This window comes from Pseudovibrio sp. Ad37 (assembly GCF_001623075.1).
In the GTDB taxonomy this organism is placed as follows: Bacteria; Pseudomonadota; Alphaproteobacteria; order Rhizobiales; family Stappiaceae; genus Pseudovibrio.
The window spans coordinates 1-23356 of the sequence record NZ_LMCF01000217.1 but is presented as its reverse complement, the minus strand read 5'-3'; the positions used below and the strand labels follow the sequence as shown (position 1 = coordinate 23356).

20 protein-coding genes and 1 pseudogene are annotated in these 23356 nt (G+C 50.4%); 9 read left to right on the top strand and 12 right to left on the bottom strand.

Annotation, left to right across the window (positions count from 1 at the left end; genetic code table 11):
- Positions 1–19: 19 nt before the first annotated feature.
- From PsAD37_RS23410 to PsAD37_RS23400, 3 genes are read right to left on the bottom strand one after another with little or no spacing between them, the layout of a single operon-like run.
- Positions 20–8665: a filamentous hemagglutinin N-terminal domain-containing protein gene (locus PsAD37_RS23410; protein ID WP_063298139.1), complete on the bottom strand. Its 8646-nt coding sequence runs from the start codon at positions 8663–8665 to the stop codon at positions 20–22.
- The gene (locus tag PsAD37_RS23405; RefSeq protein ID WP_063298138.1) at positions 8616–10070 is read right to left on the bottom strand and encodes a ShlB/FhaC/HecB family hemolysin secretion/activation protein; all 1455 of its coding nucleotides are present in this window, start codon (positions 10068–10070) and stop codon (positions 8616–8618) included. The genes PsAD37_RS23410 and PsAD37_RS23405 overlap by 50 nt, the downstream gene beginning before the upstream one ends.
- Before the next feature lie 34 nt (positions 10071–10104).
- Positions 10105–10623: an invasion associated locus B family protein gene (locus PsAD37_RS23400; protein WP_063298137.1), complete on the bottom strand. Its 519-nt coding sequence runs from the start codon at positions 10621–10623 to the stop codon at positions 10105–10107.
- 322 nt (positions 10624–10945) lie between these two features.
- On the opposite strand from PsAD37_RS23400, the pseudogene PsAD37_RS23395 reads away from it, so the two are divergent.
- The 5 genes and pseudogenes from PsAD37_RS23395 to PsAD37_RS23375 form a co-directional block, all read left to right on the top strand.
- A pseudogene (locus PsAD37_RS23395) lies at positions 10946–11867 on the top strand (IS3 family transposase); the annotation flags it as partial.
- Between the two features lie 133 nt (positions 11868–12000).
- The gene (locus tag PsAD37_RS23390) at positions 12001–12531 is read left to right on the top strand and encodes a hypothetical protein (protein ID WP_063298135.1); all 531 of its coding nucleotides are present in this window, start codon (positions 12001–12003) and stop codon (positions 12529–12531) included.
- A gap of 10 nt (positions 12532–12541) precedes the next feature.
- The gene (locus PsAD37_RS23385) at positions 12542–13291 is read left to right on the top strand and encodes a DUF2793 domain-containing protein (RefSeq protein WP_063298134.1); all 750 of its coding nucleotides are present in this window, start codon (positions 12542–12544) and stop codon (positions 13289–13291) included.
- Complete coding sequence (locus PsAD37_RS23380; protein ID WP_063298133.1) at positions 13288–13512, top strand: hypothetical protein; 225 nt, start codon at positions 13288–13290, stop codon at positions 13510–13512. Before PsAD37_RS23385 ends, PsAD37_RS23380 begins: the two co-directional genes overlap by 4 nt.
- Positions 13513–13737: 225 nt before the next feature.
- Complete coding sequence (locus PsAD37_RS23375) at positions 13738–14385, top strand: N-acetylmuramoyl-L-alanine amidase (protein WP_063298132.1); 648 nt, start codon at positions 13738–13740, stop codon at positions 14383–14385.
- A gap of 179 nt (positions 14386–14564) precedes the next feature.
- Here PsAD37_RS23375 and PsAD37_RS23370 read toward each other — a convergent pair whose 3' ends face one another.
- From PsAD37_RS23370 to PsAD37_RS23355, 4 genes are read right to left on the bottom strand one after another with little or no spacing between them, the layout of a single operon-like run.
- Positions 14565–15131 (bottom strand): DUF1190 domain-containing protein, encoded by a 567-nt coding sequence (locus PsAD37_RS23370; RefSeq protein ID WP_084408076.1) that lies wholly within the window; start codon positions 15129–15131, stop codon positions 14565–14567.
- Positions 15132–15148: 17 nt separating this feature from the next.
- Complete coding sequence (locus PsAD37_RS23365) at positions 15149–15559, bottom strand: DUF350 domain-containing protein (RefSeq protein WP_208992044.1); 411 nt, start codon at positions 15557–15559, stop codon at positions 15149–15151.
- A gap of 17 nt (positions 15560–15576) precedes the next feature.
- Positions 15577–16224 carry a DUF2491 family protein gene (locus PsAD37_RS23360; protein ID WP_063298130.1) on the bottom strand — a complete coding sequence of 216 codons (648 nt, stop codon included), beginning with the start codon at positions 16222–16224 and terminating at the stop codon, positions 15577–15579.
- Complete coding sequence (locus PsAD37_RS23355; RefSeq protein WP_063298129.1) at positions 16205–17260, bottom strand: ion channel; 1056 nt, start codon at positions 17258–17260, stop codon at positions 16205–16207. The genes PsAD37_RS23360 and PsAD37_RS23355 overlap by 20 nt, the downstream gene beginning before the upstream one ends.
- A 245-nt stretch (positions 17261–17505) precedes the next feature.
- Here PsAD37_RS23355 and PsAD37_RS23350 point away from each other — a divergent pair, with 245 nt between their 5' ends.
- The 3 genes from PsAD37_RS23350 to PsAD37_RS23340 are packed head-to-tail and all read left to right on the top strand — an operon-like array spanning position 17506 to position 19808.
- On the top strand, positions 17506–17943 hold the full coding sequence (locus PsAD37_RS23350) for a DUF2170 family protein (RefSeq protein WP_084408074.1): 438 nt from the start codon (positions 17506–17508) through the stop codon (positions 17941–17943).
- Between the two features lie 13 nt (positions 17944–17956).
- A complete protein-coding gene (locus PsAD37_RS23345; RefSeq protein WP_063288392.1) occupies positions 17957–18628 on the top strand; it encodes a PspA/IM30 family protein in 672 nt (223 codons plus the stop codon).
- A gap of 16 nt (positions 18629–18644) precedes the next feature.
- Positions 18645–19808 (top strand): glutathionylspermidine synthase family protein, encoded by a 1164-nt coding sequence (locus tag PsAD37_RS23340; protein ID WP_063298128.1) that lies wholly within the window; start codon positions 18645–18647, stop codon positions 19806–19808.
- Positions 19809–20586: 778 nt separating this feature from the next.
- Here the strand turns inward: PsAD37_RS23340 and PsAD37_RS23335 are convergent.
- From PsAD37_RS23335 to PsAD37_RS23315, 5 genes are read right to left on the bottom strand one after another with little or no spacing between them, the layout of a single operon-like run.
- Positions 20587–20964, bottom strand: coding sequence for a hypothetical protein (locus PsAD37_RS23335; protein ID WP_153039849.1), 378 nt, complete (start codon positions 20962–20964; stop codon positions 20587–20589).
- Positions 20957–21247: a PAAR domain-containing protein gene (locus PsAD37_RS23330; RefSeq protein ID WP_063288927.1), complete on the bottom strand. Its 291-nt coding sequence runs from the start codon at positions 21245–21247 to the stop codon at positions 20957–20959. The genes PsAD37_RS23335 and PsAD37_RS23330 overlap by 8 nt, the downstream gene beginning before the upstream one ends.
- A gap of 9 nt (positions 21248–21256) precedes the next feature.
- The gene (locus PsAD37_RS23325; RefSeq protein WP_063298126.1) at positions 21257–21916 is read right to left on the bottom strand and encodes an endonuclease V; all 660 of its coding nucleotides are present in this window, start codon (positions 21914–21916) and stop codon (positions 21257–21259) included.
- 6 nt (positions 21917–21922) lie between these two features.
- On the bottom strand, positions 21923–22426 hold the full coding sequence (locus PsAD37_RS23320; RefSeq protein ID WP_063298125.1) for a hypothetical protein: 504 nt from the start codon (positions 22424–22426) through the stop codon (positions 21923–21925).
- A gap of 11 nt (positions 22427–22437) precedes the next feature.
- Positions 22438–23049: a YwqJ-related putative deaminase gene (locus PsAD37_RS23315; protein ID WP_063298124.1), complete on the bottom strand. Its 612-nt coding sequence runs from the start codon at positions 23047–23049 to the stop codon at positions 22438–22440.
- A 30-nt stretch (positions 23050–23079) separates the two neighbouring features.
- On the opposite strand from PsAD37_RS23315, the gene PsAD37_RS23310 reads away from it, so the two are divergent.
- Positions 23080–23356 (top strand): transposase (locus PsAD37_RS23310; RefSeq protein WP_063294949.1); only part of this gene is annotated, 277 nt, incomplete at its 3' end.

The following is a 23356-nucleotide window of genomic DNA, read 5'->3' as shown; positions in this document are numbered from 1 at the left end:
CATTGGCATTAAGTTTGCCTTATTTTGTGACGCCTTGCGTCTCTGGCTGCTCTCCGTTATTGGCAAATGTATAGTCGTTGGTGTTTTCAGAAGCCCCATCGGTATCTGCCTTTTCAGCCCCGACCTGGCCATCTGCATCAAGTTTACCTTGTTTTGTGACACCTTGCGTCTCTGGCTGCTCCCCGCTAATGGCAAATGTGAAGCCCTCGGAGTTTTCAGAAGCTTCATCGGCATCTGCCTCCTCCGTGCCAACCGACCCAGCGGTCTGCGAGCCAAGTTTGCCTTGCTGCGTGATGCCTTGTGCGCCTGAGCCGGTTTCAATGCCTGAAGAGCTTTCCAGATTTAAATTAGAGGTTGCAACATCATCTGCAGCCGTATTGGTCAGTGTGCCGGACAGATTGCCGCTCAGCGTACCACCTGCATGGATAATGCCGGGAGCAGCGGCAACTGTGGAGGTTTCAACCGTTCTCTGGTCAGATTTCGGTATCTGCCCGAGCCAGCCAAAACCCCGATGCTCTCTTCTGGAATTATAGCTGAGCTTTACGCCATATGTTCTTGATGCTGAAACGCCCTTGTTTTCAAGGCTGCCGCCGCTAATCGATAGATCGACTGCCGCACTTATTTGGCTATTCTCGTTAAGGATTGACCCTGCATCAATCGTGATATTGCCGGTCCCTGCATAAATTTTAGCAGCAGATGTTTTATACTCGATTTCTTCTTGTTCGATATAGACAATCGCCTGCCCGCCCGTCGGAACCCTGTGTTCTTCGTCAGGAGAGAGAACATTCCAGCGCTCCAGATGACCTTTTGTCGGATCAAACGTTGCCAGACTTGTAGGCGCATACTCGTTCCACCAGTTTGGATTCCATTCTTCTGGGGAAGCTCCCTTGTCCGCTAATATCGCTTCAATTTGCACAATGTCAGGGAGGAAGACATAACCAGTCCCGCCTTGGCGATCCCACATCGTCTCATAGGTATAACCGCCGACATACCCCATATTCACATAGATGTTGTTACGGCTGCTTGGCCTTAACCACTCGGGTGGGTACGAACGATAGATATAATTATTTGCATATTCGTATGTTTTAAGCGTCTTCTCGACCTTTGTAAGGTTTTGCAGGTCTTGAGTACGCAAGGTGATGTCACCCTCAAGAGACTCAATTCCACCACCATTGTGGTTGAGAAGCTGGGTGCTACGCGTGCCCACGCTCTGGCCTTCAATGGTCAGGTTTCGGTTGGCAAGAATGAGCCCACCGTCATTGTCGAGCCTGGTGCTGTGCAGCTCTAAATCCTGACCACTGACCAGAGCCCCTTCATTGTGAATATTGTCGGCGTTGAGAGAGAGTGTGCCTGACCTGCTTTGCCAAACAGCATTTTTGTCAATGGTGACATCGCCGTTCGTCGTAAAGGTAAATCCGGTTCCGCCGGAGAACAGGCCGTTGTTGACAACGGACCGGCCAGAAATTGTAAGTTTGCCCAAGCTTTCCAATCGCGCAGAAGCAGCGTTGGTCAGTGACGCATCTGCGGTGTTCCTGAGTGTGACAGTTGTGCTGCTTGAAGAATTGATTGTGCCGTCATTGTTAAGTGTTTTGGCTTGAAGGTTTACCGTGCCATTGGACAAGATCTGTGCTGTCGGTCCGTTTTGAAGCGTGTTGCTTGCTCTTAGATTTAATGCGGTCCCGGCACTGATTTTGCCTGTGTTGAAGATGGATCTGGCATTGAGTGTTATTGTATCTGCGTAAAGTTCTGCTGCGCTTTTAACGCTCAGGTCCCTGGTAAGGGTTGCTGAGAGAAGTTGGTCTGAGGCAATCTTGGCGCCTGCGCTGATGGTCAGTGTCTCACCCTCAAGCATCATGTCTTTTGCGCTCTCCAGCGAGCCAGACACGCTTAGCAGACCTGCCTCCAGGTCCAGAGCCCCTTGAGAAAGAACCTTTCCGCCAGCGGCAACTGTCACTGCGCCATCAGCATCAAGGCTCATATCAGCAATGCTGATAAGAGAACCGGCTCCCGAATAGTCATCAAATTCTGCAAAGAGGGAACTGCCACTATAAAGGCTTCCCGTATTGATTAGATCGCCCTGAAGCGCGAGTTTGAGCCCATACTCACCTGTACGGCTGTCTTCTCCGGCCAGATTTGCCTTCACACGACCAGAGTTCGTAAGACCACCGACACTAGCTGTTAGCGTGATCGCATCGTTAGCCTCAAGAAGGCCCGCATTTGAAAGACTGTTTCCGTCCAGTTCCAGCGTTCCCAGAGACGTGATCGTCCCTGCTGTTTTAACGTCAAACTTTCTACTTGCCTCAAGTAGAATTTTCCCTTCGGAGAAAAGGGCTCCTGCCACTGTCAGGTCCTGGGCAGCAGAAAGACGTAAATCACGCCCTGACTTTAAATCAGCATCAGCAACAAGGTTCAGATCCCCACCACGGGCTGTTATTGCCACTCCCTGCAGACCCTTAAGCTCTCCTCCCAAAGACATAGTACTGGCGCTAAGGTCAAGCGTTTCCTGTGCTTTTGTCTGAGCTTGATTTCCGTGTTGGTTGAAGCTGCCTGCTGCATCAAGAGAGAGCGCGCCAAGGGAGATGATCTTACCCTGATGATCAACGTCACCTGCAGAGGTCAGGGTCAAATCCCCTTGCTTTGACTGAATGATACCCGCAGAACCAACGGCCAGATCACCACTGAGGCTTTCAAGTGCAGTGGTATCCCCGCTTAGAGTCCCGTTTGTTTCAATGCTGGCAGCACTCATGTCCAGAAGGTCAGATACAGAAACAACGCTGCCCGTACTCTGGATCAGATTTCCAGATGCATTGATGATCGCATCGCCGCTTTGAGTAGCCACGCTGCCTGAGAGGATAAGATCCTCTCCTGCATCAAGTGCGAGGTAAGTAGCTGCCTGGGTGATACCACCCAGCTGGACCCGCCCAGTGCTTTCTATATCAACAAAGCTGGCAAAACTGACCATCTGGCCGGAGCTGGCCTGCGTGAAGGCACCGGTTTTAGCCTCAACGTTCAATTCACTTTGAGCCTGCAGCACACCAGTGTTTGCGATTTCGCCGGCTATAATGTTTAAATTGGTATCAGAGCGAACAAGAGACATGGCGCCTGAGTTATTCAGCTTGCCGCTAAGACGCAGGTCAAGACCTTGCTCCCCATAAATCTGACCAGCATTTTCCAGATGAGTGCTAGCACTCAGGCCGCGCAGTGTAAGTTTGCCATAGTTACTGGCAATTTTCCCGCTGGCACCCAGGCTGGACGTACCTGCTTTGGTTAATGTCAGGTCCAGATTACCGTTGCTTAGGATCTCGCCGTTAGTGTCAAGCTCTCCAGCTTTAAGGACCAGTGTATCCGGGGTAGCGATTGAAGCTGTAGCATCGCTCATGTGAACGGTGGCATCAGCCGTGATACTCAGCTCGCTAGCCCCATAAAGCGTTGCGATACGCCCAGCTACCTGTTTCCCGATGGAAAGGTCCTTGCCAACCGATAGTGTGCCTGCGCCCAACGTCTGTAAATAACTACCGTCCTGAAGCGTGACATTCCCCGTTGTGGTTAAGGCAAGATCAGAGAGAGATGCCAAAGTACCAGCATTATCAACCGAGGAGAAGGTTCCGGTAAAGTCGCCGTCAGATAACACACGTGCGTTGTCACTGATCGTCAGGGCACCACCTTGAAGAGCCATATCCTGACTGCTTTCCAGCAAGCCTGTCACGTGCAGCGAGGTTCCATCTAGATCAAGGTTGCCTTTGGCGATGACTTGCCCGCCTGCACCAATGGTCACCGCTCCAGCTGCTTCAAGCTCCAGGTCTGCGATGCTCTTGAGAGATCCGGTTCCTGAGTAATTGTTAAAATCAGCAAAGACAGAGCTGCCGCTATAAAGTGTGCCTGTATTGACCAGGTCGCCCTTTAAGGAGAGTTTTAAGCCATATTTACCGCTGCGCTCGTCCTTCCCGAGCAGGTTGGCCTTTACGATACCAGAGTTTGTCAACCCGCCCTCATGGGCTGTAATTGAGATCGTATCATTGGTCTCCATCAGGCCTGATGATGCGAGACGAGCAGCATCAAGAGAAATAGATTTAGCACTGGTGAGTGTTGTGTTGCTCGCGATATCAAGAGCTTGTGCCGCGACAAAGTTCATGTCTCCTGCTGAATAAAGCTCTGCTCCTTTAAGGATATTAAGCGCACCGTCGCCCGCACTTAAGCTGACGTTTTCCAGACCTGTAACCTCACCAGCAATCGACACGCTTGCCGCGCTGATATTAAGGGCAGCTCTGGCACTTGTCTGCGCCAGATCACCACGCTGCGTGTAGGCTTGCGCTGCATTGATGGAGAGCTGACCAAGAGAGATGATCTTGCCCTGGTGGTCAATAGCCCCAGCAGAGGTGAGGGTCAGATCGCCTTGTTTTGACTGGATGATGCCGGCTGAACCAATTGCAATATTACCACTCAGGCTTTGAACGGTTGTGGTCGCCCCGCTCAGTGTTCCGCCAACCTCCAGACTGGCCGCCTCCACATCCATCTGCTTAGTGGTTGAGATCACACTGCCTTGTGCCTGAGTGAATACCTGGGACGCGCGTATAACGGTGCCTCCATCTAACGAGGCCACACTTCCAGAAACGGTAAGATCCTTTCTTGCATCAAGTGCGAGGTATGAGGCCGCTTCTGTAATACCTCCCAGCTGGAGCGAGTCAGCTGCATCAATGTCAACAAAGCTGGCAAGGCTGACCATCTGTCCTGAACTGCTCTGAATAAAAGCGCCAGATTTAGCTTCCACGATCAGCTCATCTTGAGCCTGCAGCGTGCCTGCTGTTACGATCTCATCAGCGTTGATATTTAGTTTGGCCTTTGAGCGAATGAGAGAGGCCGCGCCTGAATTTTCCAACTTACCGTTAAGACGTAAGTCAAGATCTTGCTCGCCATAGATCTGGCCAGCATTTTCCAGATGAGTGCCAGCGCTCAGGCCGTGCAGTGTAAGTGTCCCATCGTTGCTGGCAATTTTACCGCTGCGACCAAGGCTGGACGTACCTGCTTTTGTCAATGTCAGGTCCAGATCGCCGTTGCTCAGGATCTGGCCGTCATTATCAAGCCTTCCAGCTTTCAGGACCAGTGTATCCGGGGTGGCGATTGAGGCGGTCTCATCGCTCAAGTGAACGGTACCATCAGCCGTGATGCTCAGCGCGCCAGCCCCGTAAAGTGTGGCGATATGCTCAGGTGACCTGGCCCCAACAACCAGATCGCTGCCAATCTTTAAGAGGCCTGTACCAGAGGATTTAAGATAGCTGCCGTCCTGAAGGGTGACACTGCCGGAACTGGTTAAGGTAAAGTTGGAAAGAGAGGCTAAAGTGCCTGCATTATCAACCGAGGAGAACGTTCCGGTAAAGTCGCCGTCAGATAACACCTGCGCGTTGTCAGCAATTGTCAGGGCACCAGCCTGAAGTGCCATATCCTGACTGCTTTCCAGTAAGCCAGCAACACTCAATCCAGCTGCCTTCAGATCCAGGTTACCTTTAGAGAGGATCTGCCCGCCGGGGTCGACACTTATGGCACCTTGGGCATCAATATCTATATCTGCCAGACTGTTGAGGGACCCGGCTCCTGAATAGCCTTCAAATTCTGCAAAGACGGAGCTGTCGCTTTTCAGCGTGCCTGAGTTGACCAGATCCCCCTTTAAGGAGAGTTTTAATCCATATGCACCTGTGCGTCCTGCGTCTCCAGCCAGATTGGCTTTCAAAGTGCCAGAGTTCGTGAACCCGCCCTTATACGCAGTAATCAAGATTGTGTCATTGGCTTCCATCAGGCCGGCTGATGTGAGGGAAATTGCATCAAGAAAAATCGAGTTGACGCTCTTAAGCTCAGTGCCTGATCCGATATAAAGAGTTTGCGCTGCAGAAAGGCTCATATCTTTGACAGAGGATAATTTCGCGCCTGTCGTAACCCTCAGCGCACCGCCCCGCGCACGTAAGGTAACATGTTCCTGACCAGTGACTTCACCAGAGATTGCCAGACTTGCAGCATTGATGCCAAGAGCTGCTGTGGCTTTTGTTAGGGCCGTGTCACCGCGCTGGGTATATGCACCACTTGCATTTATGGCAAGTTCACCAAGAGAGATAATTTTGCCCTGATGGTCAATAGCGGCCGCGGACGTCAGGGTCAGATCATCTTGCTTTGCCTCAATGGCCCCAGTAGCACCAATTGAGATGTTACCATTCAGGCTTTGTACGGTCGTGGTCGCCCCGCTGAGTATTCCATCACTCTTAATGGTGGAGGCGTGAACATCCAGCAGCCCAGAGGCTGAGATCACGCTGTCTTTTGTCAAAGTAAGCGTGTCTGTTGCCCGGACTTTCGCCCTGCCAGCTTTTGCAGCCGCGCTTCCAGAAACAGTCAGCGCCCCGCCAGCATTTACAAGAAGATAAGAGGCTGCTTGCGTAACACCTGCCAGCCGGACAGCGCTGGCCCCATCAATATCTACGAAGCTGGCAAGGCTGACCATCTGGCCGGACCGGCCTTGACGAAGAGAGCTGGACTTTGCTTTCACTTTCAGCTCATCTTGAGCCTGCAGTGTTCCTTCATTGTGAAGGTCCTCAACCATCACGTTCAGCTTTGCTTTTGAACGCAGGGAGGAAGAACCGCCCGTGTTGGTCAGTTTGCCAGCCAGTTGCAAATCAGCACCGCGCCGGCCATAAAGCTCGCCGGCATTAACCAGGTGCGTGCCATCTGTCAGACCGTGCAGGGTTAAAACACCATCGCTGGCGATCTTACCTTTTATGCCAAGTCTTGACGCGCCTGCGTTCATCAAGGTCAGGTCCAGATTGCGGTTGCTCAGAATTTGCCCGGACACATCAAGACGCCCAGCCTTAAGATTGAGCCCCTGAGCACTGGCAATGCCAGCATCCTCATGACTTAAATGCAATTTGCCTGCAATCTCCAGATCAAGAGATTGACCACTATAGAGCGTTGCCACGCGATCCAGAGCTTTCGCGCCAACACTTAAATCTCCCCCAACCCTTAAACGACCTGCCTTTGAGGATTTAAGATAGCTGCCATCGTGAAGTATGACATTGCCTGTGCTGGTTAAGGTAAAATCGGCCAGAGAGGCTAAAATGCCTGCATTTCGGACAGAGGAAACTGTTCCAACAAAATCTCCCCCAGACAGCACTTGCGCACCGGCGCTGATCGTCAACGCACCAGCTTCCACGGACATATCGCCCGCACTTTCCAAAGAGCCAGCAACACTCAACCCAGCTGTATCCAGATCAAGCGTTGCTTTGGCAAGCACAGCAGCGGTTTTTAAGAAAGTGGTCTTGCCAGCATCAATCGACAATGCTGCATCGGTCTCTAAGGCTTTCCCGATTTGCAGCTCACCACTGGCCTCAAGTGTAATTGCTTCTTTTGCAAACACGTCAGACAGCAGCGAAAGCTTACCGGCATTGATGGTCAGGTGATTGCCCGAGATAAGGCCCTGCGTGCTCTTGCCAAGCACAAACACGTCACTGGCTTTAATCTCAATTGCTGCGCCGCTTAACTTCGCATTCTTGCCCAGGGCTTCATAAGCGGGAGAGGTGATTGAGACCAGGCCTTCCGCATTGATCTTGCCATATTGTTTTGTCGAGGCAGCCTTAAGGGTTGCAGACCTGCCAGCACGAAGCACACTTTGAGCCCCCAAAGAAAGTCTGTTTTCAGCGCTGAGAGTGACATGGCCAACCCCTTTTAAAGCTTTGCTCTCCCGGTCAATACCGGCTGCAATATCCTTGCCTTTGCTGAGGATATTACCAGCGCTTAAAGCAATATTGCCAGCAGCTGCGACCACTGCCTGCGAGGAGATGATGATATCCTCTCCAGCTTCCAACTCTAAAGAGCCTGCCGCGTAGATAACTGATTTATCGCGGACCTTCACATCACTCTTGGCTGAGCGCACACGCACCTTTTTAGCTGAATTGATAGAGCCTAAAGAGATCTTTCCAGATGCATCCAGAAAAAACCCTCCACTGGCAGCTACAACACTGTCAGGAGCCCGTACACCCACCCCGTTTTCCGTACCGACCAGTGTGATCTTGCCGGCATACATACCGCCCAGAGCTGATGAATCGATACCGAACTCAGGTTTGTCTGATCCATCATCAGAACGTGCTGTGATCTGACCTGTTGCAGGATCATAGCTGTTACGGCCGGCGAATAAGCCCAGATAGTCCCCCGCATTGATCTGGCCGTTGATCTCAATACTGCGCGCAACAATATCAAAATAATCCGTCTCTTGCCCATTCAGCCCGCCCGGCCCAATTGTGACCGAACCCTGGTCCACCTCAAGGGAAGACAGGCTACCATCTTCAATTTCTGGAATCCCCGTTGAAAGGGTAGCTCGCGGGATATTGATAAAGCCGCAGCCATCGCAAGTCATACCATTGGGATTGACAAGAATGTAATTTGCGGCCTGCCCATGGACCTCGGAGGGTCCTTGCAGCAAGGATCTGTTTGAGGATGTCACCTCATTTAAAATCAGGGAGGCAGCCCCATTTTTAAGATTTGGATTTTGTTCAATAATTCCACCGAGCTCAGAGCGGCTCATTTCCGTGGAATTGTTTAAAATCAGGCCATTCTGGCCCACATTGAAGTCAAGAAATTTGTTATGCGACAGGCCTGAGCTGGTTGGCTTGACGATATTGACAACCGGCACGCCATTGGGAGCTTCCAGAACGCCTGGCGCATTTGAACCAGGATCTGGTGTAAGGCTTTGTGCATAAGCTGGAGCAATGCCTTGTGCCAGAAAAACCCATAAGACCAGCAGTGCTTTGCCAATTCTTGCGCCAGGAGGCATCCAGTTCAACTTTGGAAAACTGGCCTCTGGGGACATTGTCACTGAAAATAGTATCAGAATGAGCCGCAAAAGCATCAATGCCCTTTAAGAAAGACAGTTTGACGGTTCCTGCACCTTGCAAAACCTGAGCGGACAGCGCACCAGAGATGTCCAGAACGGAAAGTCGTTTGCTGGAAGCTGGTATGTACCTGCCAGTAATAAAGTTACGGCTCTCTTTTAAGGTCAGACCGGTACTGAATAAAACCTGTTTGATTTTATCGCGATAGGCAACATAATCAGCACCAATACGGGCCTCCCAGCTGTCGCCATTATACGCGTAGCTGCCAGCAGCTGAAGTCAACTCAGATGCATATTGCTGAAACGACCCACTCATAGACAGGGTCAGATAGTGCCAGGGAACAGACACATAGCCATTGATTGAGCGCGAGTAGAGCGAGCGATCCAGATAATCAAGCGAGGTTTTAGCCGTGACTGTCAGGTTCTCATAAAACCCCAATGCATCTTCAACACTGACCGATCCCGATAACTGATGGCGGCCAGTTGATTTAGAGCCTTCATTACTCACCTGGGCAGATGCATCAACCGTGTAGCTATCTTGAACATCAATAAAGACCCGGCTGCTGCCAATGGTATCACCCGGTTCAATTCTAATCTTAGCGGTTTTTGAACCAAGGCGATTAACCTGATCAAGCCCTTGTTCAAAATCCCTAATATTGAGTATCTGGTCTTTGCGATTACCCGTGATTTGCCGCGTTCTGGAACGTCTTTTATCACCTTCCAAAATGACCACGTCACTAACACGACCCTCGACAACCAGAACCTCTAATCGGCCCGCTGAGATGTCCTGCGGTTCCAGATAAGCCCGCGTGGTGACAAAGCCCCGCTCAATGTAATAGTTTGGGATCTGCCGTAGAACGTTCTGCAAACCAACCGAACCAAGGCACCTTCCTTCAAAAGAGACAAGTTCGCTTTTGATTTCTGATACAGGTTCCTTGAGTTCACCAAGCAGCACGATCTCTTGAACATCAAAACAAGCGCTCTCTTGCCCTGATAGCAGTTCTAACTTTTGAGATTTTGGCCGACTGACCTGCTTATGATCACCAAGTATCCGCTCTTGTTCGAGCCGACGCTGTTCCTGTTCGCGTATGATGATGTTTTCCTGATCTTTCAAAATCTGATCAGGAACTGGCTGTGCCTGGGCAATATTTGAGGCGACACAAAAGAACAGAATAAAGGGTGCAACAAATTTGCGCAGAGAAATCATGAAAACAAACAGACAAATGGCAGCAATGAGAAGCTTAAGACGGATTGGATAGAGCGTTCAGGCGCGCAAAAGCTGCAGAAAAACCAGATAGAGACAGCTCAATTGAAACTGGCTGCTGAGAAGAGACAGACTTGAGCGTTAATGTCAGGTTCTGGCCGGTCTTGAGCTGCTCAGTAAGCGCATCGCTCAGCTCAACTGGAGCAAGACACCCAGCAGGCAGGCACGTTGAAAAGGCAAGCCTCTCAAAAGCCGCTTGTTCATCAATCTTTGCACTGATCCCAGCATCAAGTTCCAGACCAAAAGGCAAGATTAATGTTCCGGTCACTGGAGCGCGACCAGCTTGCTTATCAATCACAAACGCTAATACTCGCTGTCCGGATTGTTTGGATGATAATTCCTGCATCATTTGGCAGGTCTGCTGGCCCTCAACCGGAACGCAGCGCAATGTCCAGTCCTTGTAAGTTTCCACCTGGGAACTCGGCAACTCTTGTGCCAGTGCTGTTGTTGCTGACAAAAGCCCAAATGCCAGCAGCCTGGACAGTATTTTATTCATCTAAGATCCATCATCCAAATATGATTTGCGCACTTACGCGTGCGGAAGATTGTTTTCAGATACGACGAGCGTCAATTAAATATTTAAATACAAATTTAACTAAATAACCAAAATTAAATCCATTTATTCAAAGTTACTTAAATATTCACAATAATCACTATTGCTAGCTACTTTTGCAAGACCAAGTGAAAAATATTCACCTATCAAATTGAGCTCCATAGAGCCTTAATAGGTAAGAATGCATTGTCGAATCACGCAAGCACTATCGAGGAGTACTTGGCAAAATCATAAAAACACAAAGGTCGTCAGCGCAGCAGCCGAAAAGATGAGTAAGGATATTCGGCGTAAGACCCACAAGCGCTATTCCACCGAAGATAAGATCCGTAGTGAGCTTTTGAAGGAAGCGCTTGCAAAAAGTGAGCAAGCCATCTCAGAGCTAGGAGATGGCTGTGTTTGCTGTCGAAGTAAAGGGAGTTTCCATCGCTCTGGCGTGCCACACCTTTAGCGTGAGTGAGCGCTGCTACCGTTATCAGCGGCACTTGAACGATGAGAACATTGTCATAGCTGATTGGCTGTTGCGTTTAACGACAACCAACAGAACCTGGGGTTTTGGGCTGTGTTTTCTGTATCTTCGCAATATCAAAGGCTTTGGCTGGAACCATAAGCGTGTCTACCGTATTTACCGCGAGCTGGAGCTGAACCTGCGGATCAGGCCGTGCAAGCGCCTGAAACGAGCAAAGCCTGACAAGCTGGCGGCGCCCTCCAGTCCTAATCAGGTATGGTCGATGGATTTTATGTCCGACCAGCTGGAAGATGGCAGACGATTGCGTACACTCAACATTCTCGATGACTTCAGCCGGGAGGGATTGTGTATTGAAGTCGATTTCTCTCTTCCTGCGCTCAGGGTGGTGCGCGCGTTGAGGCACGTGGTTGCGTGGCGTGGCAAACCACTCGTGATACGTGTCGATAATGGCCCAGAAAACATCAGTGAAACTCTGCTGTCATGGGCCAAATCGCAAGACATCAAGATCCGACATATCCAGCCAGGAAAGCCAGCCCAGAATGCGTATGTGGAGCGCTATAACAGAACGGTCAGGCAGGAATGGCTGGATCAAAACTGCTTTGAAACCATCGAACAAGCGCAAATAGAAGCTACAAACTGGCTCTGGACAAACAACAACGAACAGTCCAACATGACCATCGGCGGCATCACACCCGCAACTAAACTGAACCTAGCAGCATAACTCTACTGCCAAACTCCTCCATAAATGGGGGGGATTACCGGAGGTCCTTCAGGCCAGCAAGGCAGAGCTCATCGCACCGGCCACCTACAAGCTCTCACGTCTGCTTAGAGGTAAGCGTGGCACGGAGAGCGCAATGGGTGACAGTGTCCCTGCAGGAGCAAGGGTCATCCGCCTTGATGATAACCTGGTCCCAGCTCCCATAGCCATGAGCGAGATTAGCTTGCTGTTCCAGTGGCGCATTGTGCCGGGCAGAGCAGCTATGTCGGGCCCGGCAAGTTTGGCTTTAGGATTTACGCCAGAAGCCAACGGCTTGAAGCCATTCTCACCTAGTCATGTTGCCCAGCCCAATCGCAAAGGCCGACGACCCGGAGATCTCACTCTCTCCTGGATCAGGCGTTCTCGAGTATTGGAAGCAGACAGCTGGCTTTCCCGGGATGTCCCGCTGGGCGAGGATGTTGAGGCTTATGAGGTGGAGATCCTCAAAGAAGGCTCGGTCATTCGCACGCTGACTTCAGCGACCATCAGCGTGGTTTACACCAGTGCGGAGCAGATAGAGGACTTCGGCGCTGAGTTAACGATTGGCGCTACGATTGCCGTTCGCATCTACCAGCTCTCAAACACCTTGGGCCGCGGCACACCCCTAACTACCACTTTGCACTTCTGAGGCAACCTCCATGTCAGAGACCACACCTCGGCTTGCCCTGCCCTTCATCATGGCAGCACAGGCCCAAAAGCATGTCACCCATAACGAAGCCCTTCGCTTATTGGATAGTCTCATCCAGATGCGGGTACTCAATGCGACCACCACAGATCCGCCAAGCACCTCCGATGAAGGCGATGCCTATATCGTGAATGCTCCTGCCACAATTGAGTGGGCTGGTTGGGAGAAGGATGTTGCCTTCTATGCCGATGGCAGTTGGTTCCGCCTACCCGCCATTGACGGCATGCGTATCTGGGATGCGGAAGTAAGTACTTTGCTGATCTACACCGCAGGAAGTTGGCAGACCCTTCCCGAAGCACTGAACGTTCTGAAATCAGCGCCTCTGGTCCAGGTCGCGAAAGGACCGCTTGGTGCAACGACAGGTCTGGGCGTTCTGGAAGAAACACTCTCCGACCTATCGGGCTCTTCCGTCACGACGACAATTGCTATTCCAGATCGGTCCATCTGCTTTGGTGTTTCGACAAGCACGATAACAGCAATCACCGGGGCCTTTTCCTATGACTGCGGCATAGATGGAGAGCCATCTAAATTCGGAGGCAGTCTCGGCATTACTGCTGGCAGCACCAATAAAGGCATCATTGGCCCTCAGGGATTTTATGCAGAGACGCCTATCCGCCTGACAGCGAATGGTAGCGACTTCACCGGAGGCACCGTCAGCGTGGCCATACACTATCTCAGTGTAGGAGTGCCGGACGCACCATGACCAACCTCAGCGAAATCATCAATGCGCTGGGTGGAGGACCAGCTGCCGTTGCCATTGTTGGTCTGGGCTTCTTTACATGGCGGGTTCTCAATTGGTGGCGGGAAGACACCAAGGAATACAACGCCGCCCTTCGCGAGATCCAGAAGGAGGCCACCGAAAGCCTACAAGCCAGCACCGAGGCCATTCGCGCCCTAACCGAGGAGATCAAGCGCCGTGATTAAACGCCTCCTGAAAGTCGTTCCGCGGTCCCGTAAGCGGACATGCAAGACTTGTAGCCAGCAAGCTATACATGCTGTGCGTGAAAAGCGCCTAGAGCTTAGCCATGCGCTTAAGGAGCTGGCAAAAGCGAGAAAAGCCAAAGACCGAGCCTGACGCCTACCCATCCTAAAGAACTCACCTCTTCAAGCCGCCTTCGGGCGGCTTTTTTTATGTCTGGAGGGCCAACTATGACCTACACTACACGAGACATCCAAGCCCGACTTGCTGCTCTGAGCTATGATCCCGGCCCCATCGATGGTCTTGATGGACCAAAGACAAGAGCGGCAATAGCTGAGGCCTTGAAAGCGCGGAACATGAAGCGCGGCGAGGAGTTGTTTCATGCCTCAGGGCTTCATCGGATCATCCTGCACTGGACCGCAGGCGCTAACGGGCTCATCGAGCTGGAGCGACAGCACTATCATCTCATCATCGACCGGGAAGGTCGAACGCATGCAGGAGCTCTGAAACCGGAGGCCAATACCAACTGTCGCGATGGCTACTATGCCGCTCACACCAGAGCACTCAACACCGGCTCAATTGGCGTAGCCCTTGATGCTATGGCGGGCGCAAAACAAACTCCATTTGATCCCGGCAAGTATCCAATCACGCAAGTTCAAGTTCAGGCACTAGCGGAGACTGTTGCTGATCTCTGTGAAACCTACCAGATCCCGGTGAGCCCATACTCCGTTCTTACCCATGCAGAAGCTCAGCCGGCGCTGGGCGTCAAACAACGCAGCAAATGGGATATCGTCTGGCTGCCAGATATGACAGCACCGGGAGAACCGGTCGATGTGGGTGACAAGCTGCGATCCCTCATTGCAACTGCAGGGCTCTGAGCTTTCAAGTTAATGCTGTGACAACTGACAGGAAACAGTCTCTCGTTGAAAGTGCAAACAGATCACTGAGGGCCAATACCGGCCATTCGAGCAGTTCTATCAAGAGTTGAGGCAGTTTTCGTAGAAGGTGTAATTTAGATGAGGCACTGACATATGCGCTGCCTCATCTGTTATCTTTTTTACCCGCCAAATCCACGTCCTGATCTGGATCCGAAACCACCACGAGACGCGATGGAGGTTCTGGTCTGAACTTTGGGTGCCTTAGGGAGTTTTGCCGTCGCTTTTTTAGGAATACGAGCTGATCGATTGCTCGACGACATGTCGAGAAGGTATCCGCCGCTAGTGTAAAAATGGCGTCGATTACGATCTGGATAAACAGGGCGAACGCGATACTTCCAGTCAGACAAACCTTGCGCAGCATTAGCAATAAAGTATCCAGCCGCGATTGGAACAAAGTAGCTGCTATACGAGGTTCCAGTCCCATGTGCTGGAACACATGCATACCGTCCATGCTGATCTTCACAAAGGCGGTTGGTATTGTAGCGCGGTGCGGAGGCATTGTCTGCATCTTTGGCAACCTTGAAGGCTGCGGTGCATTCATTCACGCTATATTGCTCAGCAGAAACACACTGCTCCTGATCGACAAAAACTTGTCCGTCTGCCTTTTCCTCGAACTTATCACAAGCAGCAAGAGACACCCCAGCTGTTGCCATGACTACGAGTTTTAGAGGTCCTGAACGTTTCATCTGGTTTCCTCCAAGGCTCAATAGGTCATGCAAGCGGCATTCAAAAGTCCGACGCTAATAGAAACGCCACCAAGATGGATACCAATTGCGGTTTCACCCTTTTCAATTCGGCTAGAGACTTGCGGGTAGAACGCTCGGAATACCAAAAATGTGATGATTTGCAGGACACCTGCAACAACACCCCAAACAGCAAAATCAATCAGACCAACAGAGTTGGCAGCGGCGCTTGCGATAGGAATAGAAAAGCCAAGAACAGTGCCTGTGAGCGAGAGAGAGGCAGCACTATTATTTTCTTTGATAAGTGCCATTTCCTTATGAGGAGTGACAAACTTGTAGATCGCCACGAAAATCACAAGCATCACAACGGCGACAATAAAATAGGCTAGGAAAGGCAGTAAGCCAAATAAAGAATTTTGAAGTTCAGCCAAGATATTCTCCATAAAGATCAAATATGCAATTCGTGTTGTGAAAGACTACGCCCGAGCATAAAGGCCACACTGCGCTCGCTTGTGCCTTCCACCTCTTCCATGTTCACCAGCAACATCTCGTCTTTGCCGTCGCTTAGTTCTCGTGCGAATAACATGGCGCTTTGGAAAATTTTACGTCTAGATTTGCCAGAACGATCTTCACTCACGCTTTCCCTGTACTGCATGGGTTCTTCTGGCTGGTCAGAGCTATCAAACCATGCTCGCTCAAACAGCACATCGCCCCCTGAAGTGGAGAGTGAAAAGGTTTTTTGGCAGATAGAGCGGCGGATTTCGCGCCATTGGTGATCTGTGCTGGGGTACTGAACATCGTAGTAAGACCACAACATAATCTCATCAACACGCTCATCGGTGACGCCATCCCCACCTTGAATTTGCAAGAGAAGGGTGTCGTCATCTGGATAGAAGCGGTGCAAGTGTGACTGTTCGCCAAGATCACAATGGCCTTGCGCAACGACTGAAAACGTCAGCTGTGGCACCTCGATCAAACTGTCCTGAGGCAGCAACTTGACGGAGATACTGTCAACAGTGACAGCCCGACCAATGGTAACACCAAGCACTTCAGGTAATTCATTTTGTGCTTTTGATTTACGCCAGAACCGCAGCATCAAGCTTCTCCATTAAACGAGACCATGTCTCCGGCTCAAGACGCTGCTGAGCCACATAATAGACGGTGGTACCGCCCTTCAAATCACGTGGAAACGGCTTGAATGACACATCATCCGCTCCATTTTGACTCACAGCAAGCAAAACGGCATTAACCGAAAGAAATTGCTGCTCAACTTCAGCAGCCAGATATCCGCGTGCCCCTTCCAGAACACCAGAATAGATGGTGGCGTTGTGCGTTGCACTGCTCAATGCCATGATAACCCGGCTTGCGCCCGGATCCTGAGCAGCACGTACAAGCGTTTCTGTTGCACTCGAAACCACTGCTTCCACATGTGCTAGTTTGGTTGCACGGCGGGCTGTGTCGCGGTCCCCGAAATAGGCAGCCACATGTACATTGCCGGAGAGCTCACGGATAGCAAGGCAGGTGTTAAACGTTTCCGCATCGCTCTCGGTGTAAACGATGATCTTTTCTGCATGCTCCACCGCAGCCCGTTTCAGTGTTTCCAGCGTATCGAGCCGGTCACCGCGTACATAACGAACCCCTTCAGGTACAGTGATATCGGCGGAGGTGGCAAGCAACACAATCTTGGTGTCGTTGTCTCTGCCTGCAATCAGGTCTGTAATCATACGCTCGGTACGGTCCCTGTGATACCCGATGATGACTGTGGCACCCGTAAGGCTTTTGAAGTTACCTCTGCCATCGACCATACGTCTTATCCCTTGAACGAGAGAGCTGGTGAGCTTGCTCAACACAGCTGTGAAAATAAGCAGTGCGCCAGGCACAAACCAGATTGCCGAAATGAGGCGGCCAGTTTCGGTTGTTGGTGACAAATCACCATAGCCGACGGTTGAGGCGGTGGTTGAGGCAAAGTACAAGAACACGACAGGGTCAGACACCAGATCTGTCTCACCCGCCCACAGAAATAGCAGCCATGAGATCAGCAGATACGCGCCTATGAGCGAGAACAGCACCCAAAGACGCAGCTCAACAAGGTGCTCATAGAACTTGGAATATATCCGCTGAATAACTGGCACTGATAAAACGTCCTGTCGCCTGTACACCATAGAACGGTCACTGAAGAAACTTGTGGCGAACTATTGAAATTAACCCCGTGAGTAATAGGTAATTATATTGACTTGGTGAATAGGGAAAAGCATTTATTTGCATTAAATAAGTGCATTCTTAGAGCCCACTCAAGACAGTCGGGTGGTAATCTACTAAAGACTCGCATCTTATAAAGCGCTTTGAACCCATACGGTTTTGAATTGGAGAATTTGTAATGGCTCAGTCGGTTAGCCAATGGACGGCCTCAAGTTTGCTGGAAGCGCTGAAGAGCGCAGCAGGCCTTTCAGAGGAAATGGAGTTTGTTGCTGCACCTGAAGCACAGGATGTTTTTGAAGTTCACATGAAGAGCATCGGTGATGTCGTCCTCTTTGTAGTTGTCAGCACTGCACAAATCACCACTACCACCGTGCTCTGGGATCGCGATGAGCTGGAAGATCCGGAAGCGTTTGAAGCACTGATGCTGCGCTCTCACCGTACACTCATGCCGCTCAGCGCCCTCTCCATCGAGAAGATTGGCGACCGTGAGTATCATGAGCTGTTCGGCACCATGTCCTCCACCTCTCCGATTTCTGAGATCGTCGGGGAATTCAAAGTAATCGCAGAAAACGCAATCGAACTGGCCCGTGAACTCGGTCCAAAAGCCAGCGCATAATCAGGAGGCATCTATGAGCATCTGGGGCAAACTGTTTTCTGCGGTGAAGGGCCACGCCAACAACGCAGCTGAGAGCATTCAGGATTCCAACTTGATGGTAATTCTGGAACAGGAAATTCGCGAGGCGAAAGACGCCATCGCTAAGGCCAAGGACGAGCGCTCGCGCATGACCGCCAACAGGGTGCTGAAAGAGCGTTCCGTTGCCGAGCTGGAAAGCGAAGTACAGCGCCGTACAGACGCCGCGCGCACCGCAAAATCAACCGGTGATGAAGCGCTGGCTGTCGAGATCATTGAGAGCATTCTCAAGCTGAAAGAAAAGTCGATCTCTGAACAGGATCTGGCAGATCAGTATAAATCCACCGAAGAGAAAATGGATGCTTCTATCCGTCAGTCTCAGGATCGTATTGAAAACCTGAACCGCAAGATCGAAAGCGCCAAAGCAACCGAAGCTTTGATCAAGGCTCAAAAAGCTTCCTCCACCAGCACAGTGGCCTCCAATGGCAAACTGGCAAGTGCGGTGGACAGTCTTGACCGCCTTGAACAACGTCAGGCCCATCAGCAGGCTATGCTGGAAGCTGCCGAGCAGGAAGCGCGGGTTGATAGCGGGGCAGACCTTGAAGAGAAGATCAAGCGCCTTGAGCGTCCGGGACAGGGCGACGTGCAAAAACTTCTTGAAGCCCTATAAGCATCTGAGCTGATCTATGAAACGAATATTGTTGCCTGAGCGCTCCGACTGGAAACAACAGGCAGAAGCGCTCGGCTTCAATTTTCACAGTATGTACGGCGAACCCTATTGGGATGAAAGCCGTGCATACCAGTTCACGCTGAAACAGATCGAGGATGATCTGGAAGATGTGACCGAGGAGATTTACGGCCTGTGTCTCCAACTCGTCGACAAAGCGGTCCAAAGTGAGCAGATGATGCGCGCGCTACAGATTCCAGAGAAATACTGGGACTGGATCGCGCAATCATGGAAGAACTCCGAGCCAGCGCTCTACGGGCGGTTTGACTTTGTCTACGATGGCAACGGCCCTGCAAAGATGCTGGAATTCAACGCTGATACACCAACCTCTTTGTATGAGACCGGCTTCTTCCAGTGGAACTGGCTGGAAGACCAGCTCTCCCGCGGCGGGATCCCGCAGCAAGCCGATCAGTTTAACTCACTTCAGGACAAGCTGATCAGCCGTCTCTCACAGATTCTGGAAGCCGGAGACCACCTGCACCTGTCCTGCGTGAAGGATGCTATTGAAGACCGCGCAACCGTGCGCTACCTGCAAGATTGCGCCCGTCAGGCTGGCCTTCAGGACCACTTTGTCTTTATCGAAGATATTGGCGTGGATGAGGCGTTTCAGTTTGCCGATCAAGAAGAGCACGTGATTGAGAACCTCTTCAAGCTCTACCCCTACGAAGATATGTTCCGCGAGTCCTATGGACCTATCTTGCCCAAAACAAACATGCGCCTTATTGAACCACCTTGGAAGGCCATTCTGTCCAATAAGGCCATGCTCCCGCTGCTTTGGGGAATGTTCAAAGGCCACCCGAACCTATTGCCATCCTATTTTGAGCAGGATGAAGACATGAGCGATCTCACCGACCGCTATGTACGAAAACCCATCTTTAGCCGAGAAGGGGCTAATGTCTCCATCATGGAGGGAGCGCAAGTCGCTGAGGAAGCACAAGGCCCATACGGTGTTGAGGGCTTCGTTCTGCAAGCTTATTGCCCAGTCCCGCAATATGGTGAGGATTTCACAGTGATAGGATCTTGGGTTATTGGAGATGAGCCAGCAGGAATAGGCATCCGTGAAGACAGCTCCAAGATCACAAAAGACTTGTCGCGCTTCGTCCCACACTACATTTGCGACTAACGCTTAATTGAGGCACCTTAACGTCTTCATGCTGTTTGCCTGCAGCGAACGACAGTTAGTCCGTATAGCGCTTGTCAACTCATGGGAACAGATGATCTACCATTACTTCAGCAGGAAGTTTGAGGAGATCGTCTTGAAGTTGAAATCAAACATTGGCTGCGACGGCTGAGGAACAGCACCAATGGCAGCTTATGGTCAGAAGTTCCTCTTCAGGCAGGAAAAGTACTCAGGAAAATGGGCGTCGCTGAGTAGATCTTAGCTTGCTAACTGACGCTTTGCAGCAGCTGAGTCACTACGCCTATCCTGGAGGCCCTCACCCGTACTGATCCGCGACTGTGATCGTCATTCCCCCCCATCCAGCTATTGCCTGCCTCGCGATTGGTTCAAATGTTGACGTGGTGTTGACGCGAACGCAAAAAGCCCCGAGCGGTTGGCTCAGGGCTTTAGTTATACTGTTGATCCATTGATCGAATTTTGGTTGCAGGGGCAAGATTTGAACTTGCGACCTTCAGGTTACGATCCTCTAATATAGCAAATTCTACTATAAGTTACTTTTCAATAAGTTAGCTCACAAGCGACTGATACCGCTTAGCAACTCTCATAAGACTTTAACGAACTATACGACATCAAACAGCGCTATGTACAGTTCAAACTGCGTACAGCGGTTGACGTGGTGTTGACGCAAGAACTTACGTTTCCTTCATCCCAACACTGGGACAGGACCTCAAGGTGATCAGGATACTCTTGAGACATTAACTCAGGTGCACCGAGTACCGTCTTAATCGTAAGCCTCTGCCAACTTTAATGCCCGCTTTTGACTATCACTGAGTTTTTCATCGTTCACTGCGCTCGACCAAGCGACTTTGAAGGCTTGATCGTTAGAACTTTGGCACCAGGACAATGCTACCGCGCCGAGCGCCGTCCTGCCGATGCCATCACACATCTGAGCCCATCTTTTCGCAGGGAAGGTTTCCAGTTTCTTCAGAAGGCTTAGATCTGTCTCGTCAATACGGGTCTGATTTTCTTTGCCGCCCTCAACGCCCGCAGACGCAATCCAGAGAGGTTCGCTGGCATGAAGGCCTTGCCATATATCTACCGGTGTGAGGCCTTCTCCTAAGTCAAATACTCCAGGCTTTGATGTGTCTTGATCAGCCACCAATTTCAACATCCCCTGATCCAGCGGAAGCAGAGCCACCACACCCTACAGCATCGCCCACTCGGCATACCGCGCGGCCATTGACGAACACAGATCCAGATCCTGCAGACATGGAACGAGGGTGAGGCGGACAGTTGCCGCAACCATGAGGGATAACGCCGTCACCCACGCGTACCACGGCAATAGCGTTTACAAACACATCGGGGCTTCCTGCAGAGGAAGGCGTGGGCGGAAAACACCCATGACCTGCGGCGATATCGCCTTTTCTATAGGCTGCTGGCATCGCAAATCCTTAATAAATTGATTTCAAAATAGATCGAGATAAATGATCTGCCTGACGGATTGGCTCAGGCAGGCGGTAATCCGGCGCGAAGTTCAAAGTTTCTTGAATAGAGCGTTTCAAACTAATTTTGTGCCCTACTGAAATATAGAGAGGCTTTACTCCATTTTGAGTAACAAGCTGCTCACCTAACACAGTTCCGTTTTCGATGATCGGAGAGTGGTCACCTCTGTTTCCAGAAATTCTTGTGATTGAAGTTGAGGCATTCTTGGCACAACCAATGACTGGAACATCAAAGACAACACCAAAGTGGCTTGCTGCCCCACATTTTTGAGCATGCAACGTACCATTGCCATCGTAAAAGAATAAGTCAGGCCGCCTTGAGAGCTGGCAATAAGCTTCGCTCACGAGCGGCATTTCTCGATAGGCGAGAAATTGAGGTACATACGGAAAATCTGGAATACCAATACTGTGAACCTGTTCGCATACTTCTCGCGTTTCTGCATCAAGAACGATAATGACGGCACAAGCATACTTACCATCATTGCTATAGGAAACATCAACACCAGCAACTAAGTTTACCGCATTGATGCAATCCTCTAAGATAACGCGCTCAGATAGTTTCTTTTGCTCATGTAAATACAGCTTTAAATTTGGTGAGAGTGAAGACAAAATTCTCTAACCTTCACTATATAATCTCGGGTCGTCAAACACTGTACCATTCTTAATTTTTTCTTCGGCTTCAGCAAGAAGGTCATAAATGGATTCTTTTCTGAATGGGTACATATTTGAAACCGGAGATTTGAGAATATGCTCGACTTCATCATCTCGAGCTTTTTTCTCGTAGTTAAGGACTCCACCTTCTAAACGAAGTTCTTCTATTATCGTTCCGTACCATCGCTTTTGTGCATATATAAGCTTTCCATCTTTATCCCATAAGGCATTGATTCCAACACTTACACCGGAGGAAGTCTCCTGCACGCCCTCAATCTGCCCGTTTGGATAGTAATCAATGCTAAAGCCTTCCCTCACCCCCTTAAGAACAGCTTCTTCTCCTATAAGAACGCCGTTTTCCTCGCAAAATAGGATACCTGTAAAAGGTTTATCAGAGTATGTTACGAAAAGATCACCTTCGTTATAAAGATCAAAATCATAGCTAATACGTTGAATGTACTTTGTCACAATCTGTGATCCTAATCCCTGAAATTAATATTAGCGGTTACGTCATCGGTTCCTTTAGTTATTTCTTCGCAATCAGGGCATTTTTTCTTATGTTTCCCAAAAGTATTTTTCTCCAAGCTTCGGTTCGACAGAAACAACTCATTTAAAGTGCCTTCATTCACAGGCATACCCAACTCTTTTCGAGCATTTAACGCTTGATTGAGCGCCCATATTTCTGAATGGTGGCCGGGTTTACCATTTACGGGTTCTTTGTTACTCCTAAATCGCTCTCTGGTGTCATTATCAGCTAGCGACTTATTATACTTGTCTATCCTATCTTGTAGCACTGGGTGTAGGTCATCTGGTAAACCATCTACTTTAGGCGTGCCAGGTAAACCACCATTGGTGCCATGATAAACTTTGCCTGTAGCGGGATCAATAACTGACGTCAAAACTGGGCTACGCTTCTTTTTGGAAACATAATGAGGACTATCAGGGTTCCCCGTTGTTTCATCAAACATTTTCTGCTGCTCATCTTCCAGCTTCTTGCGGTGTTCTTCTGAAAGAGGCTTTTTCCTTCCTTTAGGTTCCTCGTCCTCGTCTTCTCGCTCGTCCTTGAGCCTCCCCCCTTTGAAGTGGTCCACGCCTATAGTTAGGAAACCGGAGGACCATAGATGGCTATCAAGCGCCCCAAACCTGAAGATATTGTTGTGAAGTTACGGCAGGTTGAAGTTCTGATGGGGCAAGGCATGCCCCGGATTGATGCAATCAGACAGATCAGTTTTACTGAACAAACCTATTACCGCTGGAAGAAAAAGTACGGTGGAATGGGCACAGAGCAACTTAAGGAACTGAAACGGTTACAGAGGGAGAATGAGCGTCTGCGCCGCGCCGTATCGGATCTGACGCTGGATAAACTGATCTTGAAGGAGGCCGCTTCGGGAAACTTCT

Bases quoted from the DNA above. Each gene is read 5' to 3' on its own strand.
- PsAD37_RS23390 (WP_063298135.1), top strand. From the start codon at position 12,001: ATGGGTGACAGTGTCCCTGCAGGAGCAAGGGTCATCCGCCTTGATGAT.
- PsAD37_RS23385 (WP_063298134.1), top strand. From the start codon at position 12,542: ATGTCAGAGACCACACCTCGGCTTGCCCTGCCCTTCATCATGGCAGCA.
- PsAD37_RS23330 (WP_063288927.1), bottom strand. From the start codon at position 21,247: ATGCCAGCAGCCTATAGAAAAGGCGATATCGCCGCAGGTCATGGGTGT.
- PsAD37_RS23370 (WP_084408076.1), bottom strand. From the start codon at position 15,131: ATGAAACGTTCAGGACCTCTAAAACTCGTAGTCATGGCAACAGCTGGG.
- PsAD37_RS23345 (WP_063288392.1), top strand. From the start codon at position 17,957: ATGAGCATCTGGGGCAAACTGTTTTCTGCGGTGAAGGGCCACGCCAAC.
- PsAD37_RS23400 (WP_063298137.1), bottom strand. From the start codon at position 10,623: ATGAATAAAATACTGTCCAGGCTGCTGGCATTTGGGCTTTTGTCAGCA.
- PsAD37_RS23340 (WP_063298128.1), top strand. From the start codon at position 18,645: ATGAAACGAATATTGTTGCCTGAGCGCTCCGACTGGAAACAACAGGCA.
- PsAD37_RS23350 (WP_084408074.1), top strand. From the start codon at position 17,506: ATGGCTCAGTCGGTTAGCCAATGGACGGCCTCAAGTTTGCTGGAAGCG.
- PsAD37_RS23380 (WP_063298133.1), top strand. From the start codon at position 13,288: ATGACCAACCTCAGCGAAATCATCAATGCGCTGGGTGGAGGACCAGCT.
- PsAD37_RS23405 (WP_063298138.1), bottom strand. From the start codon at position 10,070: ATGATTTCTCTGCGCAAATTTGTTGCACCCTTTATTCTGTTCTTTTGT.
- PsAD37_RS23375 (WP_063298132.1), top strand. From the start codon at position 13,738: ATGACCTACACTACACGAGACATCCAAGCCCGACTTGCTGCTCTGAGC.
- PsAD37_RS23360 (WP_063298130.1), bottom strand. From the start codon at position 16,224: ATGCTGCGGTTCTGGCGTAAATCAAAAGCACAAAATGAATTACCTGAA.